Origin of the sequence: Spirosoma foliorum, assembly GCF_014117325.1 — a bacterium.
Classification (GTDB): Bacteria; Bacteroidota; Bacteroidia; order Cytophagales; family Spirosomataceae; genus Spirosoma; species Spirosoma foliorum.
The window spans coordinates 3,144,419-3,156,229 of record NZ_CP059732.1; the positions used below are offsets into that span (position 1 = coordinate 3,144,419).

At 46.1% G+C, this 11,811-nt stretch carries 11 protein-coding genes; 4 read left to right on the forward strand and 7 right to left on the reverse strand.

From position 1 onward, the window contains the following. Window positions 1-202 precede the first annotated feature (202 nt). The 6 genes from infC to H3H32_RS13205 all read right to left on the reverse strand — a co-directional run bounded on the left by infC (window position 203) and on the right by H3H32_RS13205 (window position 6,429). Window positions 203-760 (reverse strand): translation initiation factor IF-3, encoded by a 558-nt coding sequence (gene infC, locus H3H32_RS13180; RefSeq protein ID WP_182463146.1) that lies wholly within the window; start codon window positions 758-760, stop codon window positions 203-205. A 220-nt stretch (window positions 761-980) separates the two neighbouring features. Then, the gene (gene thrS / locus H3H32_RS13185; RefSeq protein ID WP_182463147.1) at window positions 981-2,924 is read right to left on the reverse strand and encodes a threonine--tRNA ligase; all 1,944 of its coding nucleotides are present in this window, start codon (window positions 2,922-2,924) and stop codon (window positions 981-983) included. A 136-nt stretch (window positions 2,925-3,060) separates the two neighbouring features. Continuing rightward, window positions 3,061-4,239, reverse strand: a complete 1,179-nt coding sequence (locus tag H3H32_RS13190) for a tetratricopeptide repeat protein (RefSeq protein WP_374191837.1) — start codon at window positions 4,237-4,239, stop codon at window positions 3,061-3,063. Window positions 4,240-4,349: 110 nt separating this feature from the next. Then, complete coding sequence (locus H3H32_RS13195) at window positions 4,350-5,243, reverse strand: class I SAM-dependent methyltransferase (RefSeq protein ID WP_182463149.1); 894 nt, start codon at window positions 5,241-5,243, stop codon at window positions 4,350-4,352. 91 nt (window positions 5,244-5,334) lie between these two features. Further along, window positions 5,335-5,754, reverse strand: a complete 420-nt coding sequence (locus tag H3H32_RS13200; RefSeq protein WP_182463150.1) for an EVE domain-containing protein — start codon at window positions 5,752-5,754, stop codon at window positions 5,335-5,337. A 99-nt stretch (window positions 5,755-5,853) separates the two neighbouring features. Then, the gene (locus H3H32_RS13205; protein ID WP_182463151.1) at window positions 5,854-6,429 is read right to left on the reverse strand and encodes a DinB family protein; all 576 of its coding nucleotides are present in this window, start codon (window positions 6,427-6,429) and stop codon (window positions 5,854-5,856) included. 420 nt (window positions 6,430-6,849) lie between these two features. Here H3H32_RS13205 and H3H32_RS13210 point away from each other — a divergent pair, with 420 nt between their 5' ends. Continuing rightward, window positions 6,850-8,370, forward strand: coding sequence for a capsule assembly Wzi family protein (locus H3H32_RS13210; protein ID WP_182463152.1), 1,521 nt, complete (start codon window positions 6,850-6,852; stop codon window positions 8,368-8,370). A 109-nt stretch (window positions 8,371-8,479) separates the two neighbouring features. Here the strand turns inward: H3H32_RS13210 and H3H32_RS13215 are convergent, their stop codons facing one another. Further along, window positions 8,480-9,085 (reverse strand): CAP domain-containing protein, encoded by a 606-nt coding sequence (locus H3H32_RS13215; protein WP_182463153.1) that lies wholly within the window; start codon window positions 9,083-9,085, stop codon window positions 8,480-8,482. A 372-nt stretch (window positions 9,086-9,457) separates the two neighbouring features. On the opposite strand from H3H32_RS13215, the gene H3H32_RS13220 reads away from it, so the two are divergent. The 3 genes from H3H32_RS13220 (at window position 9,458) to H3H32_RS13230 (ending at window position 11,688) form a co-directional block, all read left to right on the forward strand. After that, window positions 9,458-10,432: an NAD(P)H-quinone oxidoreductase gene (locus H3H32_RS13220; protein WP_182463154.1), complete on the forward strand. Its 975-nt coding sequence runs from the start codon at window positions 9,458-9,460 to the stop codon at window positions 10,430-10,432. Between the two features lie 161 nt (window positions 10,433-10,593). Continuing rightward, window positions 10,594-11,316: a YqjF family protein gene (locus tag H3H32_RS13225; RefSeq protein WP_182463155.1), complete on the forward strand. Its 723-nt coding sequence runs from the start codon at window positions 10,594-10,596 to the stop codon at window positions 11,314-11,316. Between the two features lie 120 nt (window positions 11,317-11,436). Continuing rightward, window positions 11,437-11,688, forward strand: a complete 252-nt coding sequence (locus H3H32_RS13230; RefSeq protein ID WP_182463156.1) for a hypothetical protein — start codon at window positions 11,437-11,439, stop codon at window positions 11,686-11,688. Window positions 11,689-11,811: the final 123 nt, after the last annotated feature.

The following is an 11,811-nucleotide window of genomic DNA, read 5'->3' on the forward strand; positions in this document are numbered from 1 at the left end:
AATTGAATCAGATGGTTTTGGTTAGCAGTAGACATTCAATTACTAGTATCGATAAACGACTTTGGCCCCTTAGCAAACAAGACACTGAGGCTGGGATATGCACAAAAGCCCCATGCCGCTAGTTCAATTGAACTAGCGGCATGGGGCTTTTGTGCGTTATGAGAAATGGTAAGCGTGCTTTTCAGATAAAAAAGCCGCTACATTATTTCTTAGGAACTACTACTTTGGGCGACAGAAACATGCTCATGCGCTTGCCTTCAAGTTTGGGCTCTGCTTCAATTTTGCCGTAGTCTTCCAAACCTTTAGAGAAACGTTCCAGCAGTTGAAATCCCCGATCTTTGAAAACAATAGCCCGGCCTACAAACTGAACATAGGCTTTTACTTTTGCGCCTTCTTTAAGGAAGTTAATGGCGTGTTTTAGCTTAAAATCAAAGTCGTGATCGTCGGTGTTAGGACCGAATCGAATTTCTTTAATAACAACTTTCGTCGCATTGGCCTTGATTTCTTTCTGCTTTTTCTTTTGCTCGTACTTGAACTTAGAGTAGTCAACGATACGACAAACAGGCGGCACGGCATTAGGCGACACCTCAACCAGGTCGAGGTTTTGTGCTTTGGCCATCGCCTGAGCTTTATTTATTTCGTAGATTCCCTGCTCTACATTTTCACCGACCACCCGAACTTCACGGGCAAGTATGCGTTCATTGACTTTGTAGGGTTCTTCAACCACGCGACGGGGTGGTCTGCGTTGGGGTAATGCCATAAATTGTGTTTAGGGTAACGAATTAGATTGAAATGGGCTTTTACACTGATTTAGGTAAAAGTCGCTTGGATAACATTGTGATTTCTAAAAAGTTCGGGAAGCTATTGAAAATACGAATGGGAAACAAGTTTGAGGTTTATAGTTTGTGGTTCGTAGTTGGCTGACAAATCAATTTTAGACACGTCAGCCAACTACGAACCACAAACTACTAACTTTAAACTCAAAGCTTCACTTCTGCCTGGAACGTCTTGACAAACTCTTCTATGCTCATGCTGCCGAGATCGCCCTGGCCTTTCCGCCGGACGGATACTTTACCATCGGCTGCTTCTTTCTCGCCAACAACGAGCATATACGGAACCTTGTTCACTTCCGCATCGCGAATTTTACGGCCAATTTTTTCGTCACGTAAATCAACGAAACCACGAATATCCTGCTCCTGTAAGCTGAAATACAAGTCGTTAGCGTAGTCTTCGTATTTTTCCGAAATCGGTAGAATAGCAATTTGATCGGGCGAGAGCCAAAGTGGGAAATTCCCCCCTGAGTTCTCAATCAGAATCGCAATAAACCGCTCCATCGAACCGAATGGCGCCCGGTGAATCATAACCGGACGGTGCTTTTGGTTATCAGCGCCGATGTATTCCAGCTCAAATCGATTCGGCAGGTTGTAATCAACCTGGATTGTACCCAACTGCCACTTACGACCAAGCGCATCACGTACCATGAAATCAAGCTTAGGACCATAGAAGGCCGCTTCGCCCAACTCGGTTACGGTTGGAAGCCCTTTTTCAGCAGCAGCTTCGATAATAGCCGATTCAGCTTTTTCCCACAGGTCATCCGAACCGATATACTTCGTACTGTTTTCTGGGTCACGTAACGAAATCTGAGCGCTGTAATCCGAAAATCCGAGTGATTTAAAGACGTACAACACCAAATCAATCACCTTCATGAACTCTTCTTTCACCTGATCGGGGCGACAGAAGATGTGCGCGTCGTCCTGTGTGAATCCACGAACCCGTGTCAGTCCGTGTAATTCACCCGATTGCTCATAGCGATATACAGTACCAAATTCGGCTAATCGCAATGGTAAGTCACGGTAAGAACGTGGTTTGGTTTTATAAATCTCGCAGTGGTGCGGGCAGTTCATGGGCTTCAGCAAGAACTCTTCGTTGGGATCGGGAGTTTTAATCGGCTGGAACGAATCTTCACCGTATTTCTCCCAGTGACCCGAAGTCACGTACAATTGCTTGCTGCCAATGTGGGGCGTTACTACCTGTAGATAACCTGCCCGCGATTGTGCTTTCCGTAGAAAATTCTCCAGACGTTCCCGCAACATGGTACCTTTCGGCAACCATAATGGAAGCCCCGCTCCCACTTTCTCCGAAAAAGCAAACAATTCCAACTCTTTCCCTAACTTACGGTGGTCACGCTTTTTAGCCTCCTCAAGTAAGAACAGGTAGTCGTCCAGTTCTTTCTGTTTCGGATAGGTAACCGCGTAAATTCGGGTTAACTGTTTATTTTTCTCATTGCCGCGCCAGTAAGCACCAGCCACGTTCATGAGTTTAGCTGCTTTGATAAAGCCCGTATTTGGAATGTGCGGGCCACGGCATAAATCCGTAAAATCCCCCTGTGTGTAGAACGTAATGCTTCCGTCCTCCAAGCCCTCGAGCAAGTCGAGTTTGTAGGGGTCTCCTTTCTCCTCAAAATAAGCAATAGCATCAGCTTTGCTCATCGGCTTGCGGATGTACTGTTGTTTCTGGCGAGCCAGCTCCAGCATTTTATCTTCTACCTTCTTGAAGTCCTCCTGAGAAAACGGCTTTCCACCGAGGTCAACATCATAGTAGAATCCCGTTTCGATGGCAGGACCAATTCCAAATTTCGTACCTGGATACAACGCTTCGAGCGCTTCGGCCAGTAAGTGCGCCGATGAGTGCCAGAAGGTTGCTTTCCCTTCAGCGTCGTTCCACGTCAAAAGCTGAACGTTCGCATCCTGATCAATGGGGCGCGTGGCATCCTGCACCACACCGTTTACTTTGGCGGCCAATACGTTACGAGCCAGCCCTTCACTAATTTGAGCGGCAATATCCAACCCAGAGCTTCCTTTGGGATACTGTCGAACGCTACCGTCTGGCAGCGTCACGCGGATTTGTTCGTCCTGCGCAATCATACTTTACACTAATTTATTTGTGGGCACCCGCAGCTTACCTACAACTGTAAGCCACTTACTTTTTATGTATGATGTAAGATATATGATGTATGATTTTCTCACGAGAAGTTATACATCATATATCTTACATCATAAATCAATTTAACGGTTTTACGGTTCGTTTTAGCGAATCGCTGGAATTAGTTGTTACGCGTTGCTTCGGCTGAATCGTCGAAATATTAACGCGGGTTGTATCAAGCACAGCCCGGCTTCTCGTCGGCGTTATTGGTTTAGCCACCGTATCGGGCAAAAATAAGGAGTTATACGAACTTTGTGCGTATTGTCTTCGCTGAGATCGCCATAAACCTGCAACAGCCTGTTGATCTGTTGCATTTTGCGAGGTTGCTTTAGTGTAGGCGGCTATCGCTAATTCATATTGCCCCATTTGTTCATGACAATAACCAATGTATGTATCAATACGTGGAAACTGAGGGCGTAGTTGCAGAACTCGCTGATAATTTGCCAACGCCGAATAATAATTTCGATATTTCTGACTGATCAATCCCATCTGAAAATAGGACTGATAGTAATTGGGCTGCACCTTCACAGTCTGCTGATAATAAATCATGGCACTATCAAGCTTTCCCTCGGTATGGTAAATCATCCCACGGCCATAATACAGTTTAGCATTATTTGGGAAGTAGCGTAGCGCCTGTTCATTATAAACAAGAGCGGAGTTCAAATCGCCTAATGTCCGGTATATGGACGACAGTTGATTATAGGTTTCCAGATACCGGGGTTTCAGCCGCAACGACTGTTCATACAGAACCAAGGCCTGCGCCGTATCGCCCTGCCGAGCGGCCATGAGTCCATTAAAAAAATAAGCTTCACCATCGTAAGGAGCCATCTGCAGAGCTTTAGCAACGTAGAGTTTCGCCTTATCGAACTGGTTTTGCTGTTGTAACAAATCACCCTGCAAGGCATACAATTCAGGCGTGTCGATCCCGAGGATTTCGGCTCGTTGAGCGTTCTGAAGTGCTTTATCAGGCTGTTGCAATGCCCGTAGAATCTGGGCACGGGTCAGGTAAAACGACCCAATATTATCATCCCGGTTGATGGCTTCATCGATATCCGACAAGGCGTCGCTCACACGACCCATAGCTAGCAAAAGAACAGCGCGTTTGGCATAGGCTGATGACGATGACGACTGATTAATAGCGTTTGTTAGGGCACGCAGAGCGCCTTCAACCCGACTACTATCGCCCGGTTTTGGATAATCGGGAATGTGCGTCGTTTGCCGATTATCGTCGCTACAGGAAACTAGAAAAGATACCATAAAGAGTGAAAGTGCGAATGTGCGAATGCGTGAATACCATCCGGCACTAACCTGTCGCTCTTCACCGCTCCGGCGGCCCGGTCTTTCACTCTTTCGCTCTTGAACCATTTTCATGACGAAAATCGATAAAATACCCCTAAAGGTAACCGTTTCTGCGCCTGGTCGGCCAAGGCTAATTCACCCCATTCCAGATTAGGAACATCACCGAATAAGGGCTGCATTAGATTTTCCAGAATCAAGGATGAGAACCCGAGCGAATATAGATTAATAATAAAGAAAAAATCGTCACGATCGAGCAGATCAGCGCAGGATTTTAGCAAGTCATTGAGTTGTTCTTCAAGCACCCATTTTTCGCCATCGGGTCCACGCCCATAGGCAGGTGGGTCAAGAATAATGCCATTATACTTGTTTCCCCGTCGAACCTCCCGCCGAACATACTTCACCGCATCCTCAACTACCCAGCGAATATTATCTAACTCACTGTGATCCATGTTCTCGCGAGCCCAACTAATAACCGGTTTCACGGCATCGACATGAGTAACGTCGGCTCCAGCCTGGCGAGCCGCCAGCGAAGCGCCCCCCGTATAGGCAAACAAATTCAGCACCTTAGGGCGGGGGGTATTGGCCGAAATGGCCTTTACCTTTTCGTAGATATACACCCAGTTATCGGCCTGCTCGGGAAATAGTCCAACGTGTTTGAAGGTAGTTAGGGCCAGTTTAAACTTCAGATTCAATCCACTTTGCCGAAACGTGACATACCAGGGGTCACGCATGCTGGGCTTGGTTTGCCAGTCACCCCGTTCCGGCGATTGTCGGTCACGACGGAAAACAGCCTGGGCCTGACGTTCCCAATCCTGATCAGACAACGACTTATCCCAAATGGCCTGCGGCTCAGGGCGCGACAATATAAAATCGCCAAATCGTTCGAGTTTCTGAAAATTACCCGAGTCGATCAGTTCGTATTCAGCCCAGGGTTTGGGGGTGATAAGTTGGATGTTTGTCATTGATTAAATGTACAATGGATAATGTACAATGAAGAATGGATAATGTATGAAGATGAATCTAGTAACCGGACTCTCCATTCTTCATTGTACATTATCCATTAGAAATCTGCCCCATTTTTAAAATTAATTCAAACTCGTCGGCCCGAACGGGCATTACCGACAGGCGAGATTGTCTGATGAGGCTCAGATTTTCCAGTAATGGTTCAGCTTTGATTTGCGAGAGTGGTACAAGTTTGTCTAACGCCATAACGGGCTCTAGCTCCACAACAACCCAGCGTAAATCGTCGGGTGAGGTTGGATCAGGATAGGCCTCCTTACTCACTTTGGCCAGACCAACCACGCCTATGTTGGTGACGCTATGATAAAACAATACCTGATCGCCTAGTTGCATGGCTTTCAGGTTGTTTCGTGCCTGATAGTTACGAACGCCGTCCCACACGGCCTTTCCTTGTTCAATAAAATGAGTCCACCCGTATACATCGGGTTCGGACTTAACAAGCCAGTAATTCAATTTTGAATGATAGGGTGACCGCCGAAGCGGAGTGAATGAGCGAAAGAGTGGGAAGGCGGAGTTTTTCACTCTTTCGCTCATTCACTCTTTCGCTCTTTATCAATAATAATCGTCGTGCTCCTGGCTGCTACCAAAAGGAGACCCGTATTCATCTATATCATCGTCGTTAAAACGTGAGCCTCCTCCTTTGAAAGAGAGTGCCTTATACAGAATCATAATCTGCCCGGTATGGTACATATCATGGTTGATAATGCCGTGTAGCATGTCGTAATAGGTGTAGTCACGACCGGGAACGATATCTTCCAGGAACTCATCGTCATCGCGTTTGTCGAGTTCATTGATAAGCTCCTCCTGGCTGAGGCTCAACTCCATTTCAAGGGCTTCCCACTCGAAATCATCAATTTTGTCGGGCAGAGCCCCAAAGTTTTTGTCAGGGGTTGTAATATCAAACGTCTCATCGCCCTGCATCTTTTTGACACAGAATATGCGCCAGCTCGTCATGTGGAAGACCAGTTCGGCAATGCTATGTGTATTGGGAGCAATCCGTTTTCCAGCCATTTCGGGCGTAACGCCCCGCAATACATCAACTACCGATGGGCCATGCCAGGCTTCTTCGCCTTCATATGTCGTGTTTAAGAGGTCGATGATGCGGATCAATTCGTCGTTTGGTACCATAGTCAATGAATGGTTGAGTTAGTTAATGCTGCAGATAATGACCTTCTCAGGTGCACGTTTCATCCTCGCAAACAGGGACTCTTCCCTTAAATCAGTTCGTTGGTTTAAAAAATTTGGGCTACACTCAGTACTAATAATCCTGACCTACGTTGGTCTACTCTATTTGTAACCAATAATATCAAAGCTTACCAATAAAATCTTATTTTCTGAGCGGCCTCACAAAGGTAGCCAATATTGATCGCCTTGCGAAACAAACACGTTAAACACATCATCGACATGGCCTCAACAATCTTCATAACACTATGACTAACAACTACTAATAGAGTGGCATGTTTTATGCATGAAACTAATTGTATGTTTTCGTATACATAGTATAACGAAATCAAAAAGTAAAAACTTAAGTGGAGAATAACGATAATTATGAGTCAATTTGGTAATATACTTCTACTTCTCCCTTGTTTTTTGTGGTCGGTTTTGTGTTTTGGGCAGACTGATAAACAACTTCATTACCATACTGAAGTCGATACTTATTTTGCCACATCGGGCCAAACTCCGTTTTGGCTACGAGCCAATCAATATGGAATCGTCGCAAAAGATCAGGCATTTATGACTGTTCGGCAAGGCCTACGCGTCGATTATCATGAATCACCAAAAACTAAACTCGACAGTCTTCGGGCGGCCAATCGACGTATCGACTGGGGCTGGGGAGCCGAAGCGGTATTTAATGCTGGCTACAACTATAAATTATTAATTCCGGAGGCCTACGTAAAAGTGAGGTTTGGTAAAAATTTTGAAGTCTGGGCAGGCCGACGCCGTGAACTAATCGGATTAGTCGACTCCACGCTCACATCGGGTTCGTACGCCTGGTCGGGCAATACGCTACCCATGGCTAAAATCCAGATTGCGATTAACGACTACCTTCCCCGCAATAGTTTATTTGGCTTCAAGGGCTTTTACGCACATGGCTGGTTTGAGGAAGATCGCTTTGTCAATAATACGATGCTCCACCAAAAAGCCCTCTACGGTCGGTTTGGCAAACCGCACTGGCGGCTCAAACTTTTCGCGGGGATCAATCACGAGGTTATGTGGGGAGGGAATACCGAACGTTTGCCAGGATCGGTTATTAAAAACAATCAGTTACCTAATCAATTCAGTGATTATATCAATGTTGTCACAGCCGTCACACTGGGAAACCGAACCGATATCGACACGAATCGGGTCAGTGAATTTGATCGAAAAAATCGGATCGGGAATCACCTCGGCACAGTCGACCTAGCGTTTGAATACACGGCTCGTTCGTTTTCGATCTTCGCTTATCGGCAAAATATCTACGAGGATGGTTCTCTATTCTATCTTACTAATATTCAGGATGGCTTAAACGGACTACGGATTCGCAATCGGCGTCCCCGGAATCCCAACGGTTTACAAATTCAGGACATCCTGTTCGAATATCTGTACACCGAAAGTCAGGGGGGAAATTTATTTCTGGAAAATGACGCCCATCGAGGCCGCGATAATTATTTCAATCATTCACAATATCAGGATGGCTGGTCGCGCTATGGCCTCACCATGGGTACTCCCTTTATCAGTCCATCGACCGACAGTCGTAGTAATCTTCCCCGCTACAGTTTTACAAATAATAATCGGGTATCAGTCATGCATTTGGGACTTTCAGGGCAGATGCTCGACTTTTTTCAGTTTCAGGTAAAAGCCTCTTACAGTACGAATCTCGGCACCTATGAGGTTCCGTTCGACAAACCGGTACATCAATTCTCGTCGGTTCTGTCAATAGCCGCTCCACTTGCCATCCTCAACGGGGTAACAGCGAATGCATCGGTAGCTACTGACATTGGCGATCTGTATGATAACAGTGTCGGCTTTTTTATTGGTATTCGGAAAGAAGGGCGGAGCAAGAAACGACAATCCGGCGACTTTGATTAGATGCGAGACTATACAGCTATTTTTTATTTAACCGCAGAGAACGCAAAGGTCTCAAAGGAATTAATCAAATTCCTTTGAGACCTTTGCGTTCTCTGCGGTTAGGTTACTATTACCTACGGGTACCGAAATCGGTTACCCAATAGTGTTTGTAGGTACTACTTGCCGAATAGCCATAGCCTACGCCTACATTTTTAAAATTGGCGCTCATAATATTTTGGCAGTGCCCCGTTGACGCTAGCCAGCCTGCCACAACGGCTTGTGGTGTAGAATAGCCAGCGGCAATGTTTTCGCCCGCTGCTCTCCAGATATAACCTTCGCGGGTCATACGGTCCCAGGGCATTGAGCCATCCCGACCGGTATGACTGAAGTAGTTATAGGTAGCCAGATCAACCGCAAATTTGTCGGAAGCAGTGTTCAATTGAGTATCTAAAGTCAAAGCTGGAACAGCCGGATAAGTTGTTGTGCCACATTTGCAGGGTTTAGAACGAGCCGCATTAATGTAGTTTAATACTTGTTGTTGCTGATCCGTTGTAGCAGCCGCAGCGCGTGCCCCTGCCAGATCTGGAGTGACCGCTGAAGTACCAATGTCGGAGCCATTCTCCTTGTAAACCGACGATGAAACAGGCGCTGGCGTTTGCGTAGTTTCCCGATCCGATTGGCACGATACAGAAGCCCACAGTAGAGCAGATACACCTATAAAGCAAATAGTCTTCATATAGTATAATTGAAGGTTAATTGTATATTAAACGGTATTATATTTTGTTTTATTGAAACTAATTATAAAAATACTTAAATATTTTGTTTATCAAATACCCAAATAGTAATAATAAAAATACCTAGTCCCGTTTATTGTTTTTTTTAGTTACTCATATTTACACCGCTCTTAAACAAACCTTGCTTAGTAGCAAGCTATTCAAGTTATCCTCTACGTGAATTGGGGGATTCGGTTGTACCTACAGGCTTCGGCCGGTGTTTTGGATCATGCAATACGGGCTGAAGCCCGTAGGTACAATCTAATCACCTAGGACATCCACATAATAGCAAACGTTTTATCAGACAAAATGAGTGGTTTTCAGGTTATCGATGTATGAAAGCAGTTCGTATAATCCGACAAGACGATAGCAACATACTTCAACTACAGGAATGCCCTATTCCACCACTCGAACCTGGACAGGTATTGATTCGAGTTCGGGCGGCTGGCGTCAATAGAAGCGATATTCTCTTACGGGAAGGGGGTTATGGAACAGACCCGATCGGTCAGATTCCGGGACTTGAAGTTGCTGGAATTATTGAGCAATGTGGGCCTAACACCAGTCGATGGCAAATTGGGGATCGGGTTTGTGCGCTCATTGCTGGCGGTGGCTATGCGGACTATGTCGCTGTCGATGAGCGGCATTGCCTGCCTATTCCGGCAGGTTTATCCTTTGTTGAAGCAGCTTCCTTACCCGAAACTGTTCTGACTGTCTGGTCAACGGTTTTCCAGTGGGCACATCTGACAACGGGTGAAAACTTTCTTATTCATGGTGGAAGCAGTGGAATTGGCGTCACGGCCATTCAGCTGGCGAAAGCATTCGGAGCAACTGTCTATGCAACGGCAGGCAGTAAAGAAAAATGTGCTACCTGCGAACAGTTAGGGGCCACTAAATGCGTCAATTATAAAGAAGAAGACTTTGAAAAAGCGCTTGCGGACGTGGGCATCAACGTTGTGCTCGACATGGTTGGGGGCGATTATACCCCTAAAAATCTCCGGCTACTCGCTACCGATGGACGACTGATGTTTATCAATGCCATGAAAGGTGCCGATAGTCAGATCCATATTCCAACCCTGATGCAAAAACGGATTACGCTTAGCGGCAGTATGCTCAAACCACGCGACGCCCAGTTTAAAGCCGATCTGGTTGCGGATGTCCAAGAGAGAGTTTGGCTATTAGTAATCGATGGTCGCCTGAAGCCTATTGTTTACCGGACTTTTCCGCTGGCAGAAGCCGCTCAGGCACAAGCGTTGATGGCAACTGGTGAACACATTGGTAAAATCATCCTTGATATTCTTGAAGGCGAATAACTTATAGGCAAAAGTGGATGGAAAACCGTGCCACGGTTCTTTCATGATGTTTAAATAAACCGTGGCACGGCTTCCCATCCACTTTTGAGAAAGTCCTAACTAACTGTAAACCATACAAATGTTTACCTTTGGCTCATGGAAAACTGGCCTTCCTGACCCCTATGGCAACTACTTTTCTCAACGCCGAATGGCGAAATCTAATCTTTGCCAACTATGCCCTCGATCGTCGGGTACTGGCGCCCCTTGTTCCATACGGCACCGAACTCGACGAGTTTAACGGCGTATGCTACGCGAGTCTGGTAGGGTTTTATTTCCAGAATGTAAAACTGCTGGGTCGTGTGCCAGTGCCCTTCCATCGGGAGTTTGAAGAGTTCAACTTACGGTTTTATGTCCGACGGAAATCGCCCACTGGCTGGAGACGCGGTGTCGTATTTGTGAAAGAGTTGGTCCCCAAATTCGCCATTTCTCTGGTAGCCAATACACTATATGGCGAACCTTATGAAACGCACCCCATGCGCCATCGTTGGGATATTCAGGAACATGTCCAACATATTGAGTATGAGTGGGAAGTTGACTCTCACTGGAACCGTATTCGGGTCAGTGCCGACCGAATCGGACATACGCTTGTGGCCGAAAGTGAGGAAGCCTTTATCACCGAACATTACTGGGGTTATACACGACGGGGTGATGAACGTACATCAGAATATGAAGTTGTTCACCCGCCCTGGAACATCTACCCAGTAAAGACCTACGACGTTCGCTGCGATGTAGCCACTCTCTACGGAACTGACTTTGTACCGTTTTTTGAGCATCCACCCGTTTCGGTATTTCTGGCCGATGGGTCAGCGGTTACCGTCAAATCGGGCGATGAAATAGACCACTGATTTTCAGCAATATAAGCTATCATTTCACGCTTAAAAATCATAATAATCACCAGTCAATTTGCTTGATAAAGTGCGATAAAACTCGTATATTTAATATAGAAAATCAATCAATTACACCGTATGCAAACGCAGCCAATAGCCCCAGAAAGTCCATTCTTACCAAGTCCAGAAAACTTTCTGAATGATGTTGAAAACTGCCTCAGTTTGTACACGCTCAACGTGTTAAAAGACCGGTTAGTTAGCCAGCATCAGACTAATCCTCAGATCAACACCGAAGCCTACGATGCCATCTGGAAAGCTATGCATCGGAAGTCATGGAAGCTTAAAGGCAAATGGAACAAATACCGTCATCGCTTTCTGGCTAATTCTTAAAAAGGAACTGTTCATCATTTTTGTCATTCCGACGCCGGGAGGAAGCTTAGGAATGAGCCTGTTTAGGATTTCAGTTCGAGAGCATTTTTGTCATCCCGACGCAGGACCGGGCCGCCGGAGCGG

Bases quoted from the DNA above. Each gene is read 5' to 3' on its own strand.
- infC (WP_182463146.1), bottom strand. From the start codon at position 760: ATGGCATTACCCCAACGCAGACCACCCCGTCGCGTGGTTGAAGAACCC.
- thrS (WP_182463147.1), bottom strand. From the start codon at position 2,924: ATGATTGCGCAGGACGAACAAATCCGCGTGACGCTGCCAGACGGTAGC.
- H3H32_RS13190 (WP_374191837.1), bottom strand. From the start codon at position 4,239: ATGGTATCTTTTCTAGTTTCCTGTAGCGACGATAATCGGCAAACGACG.
- H3H32_RS13195 (WP_182463149.1), bottom strand. From the start codon at position 5,243: ATGACAAACATCCAACTTATCACCCCCAAACCCTGGGCTGAATACGAA.
- H3H32_RS13205 (WP_182463151.1), bottom strand. From the start codon at position 6,429: ATGGTACCAAACGACGAATTGATCCGCATCATCGACCTCTTAAACACG.
- H3H32_RS13210 (WP_182463152.1), top strand. From the start codon at position 6,850: ATGAGTCAATTTGGTAATATACTTCTACTTCTCCCTTGTTTTTTGTGG.
- H3H32_RS13215 (WP_182463153.1), bottom strand. From the start codon at position 9,085: ATGAAGACTATTTGCTTTATAGGTGTATCTGCTCTACTGTGGGCTTCT.
- H3H32_RS13220 (WP_182463154.1), top strand. From the start codon at position 9,458: ATGAAAGCAGTTCGTATAATCCGACAAGACGATAGCAACATACTTCAA.
- H3H32_RS13225 (WP_182463155.1), top strand. From the start codon at position 10,594: ATGGCAACTACTTTTCTCAACGCCGAATGGCGAAATCTAATCTTTGCC.
- H3H32_RS13230 (WP_182463156.1), top strand. From the start codon at position 11,437: ATGCAAACGCAGCCAATAGCCCCAGAAAGTCCATTCTTACCAAGTCCA.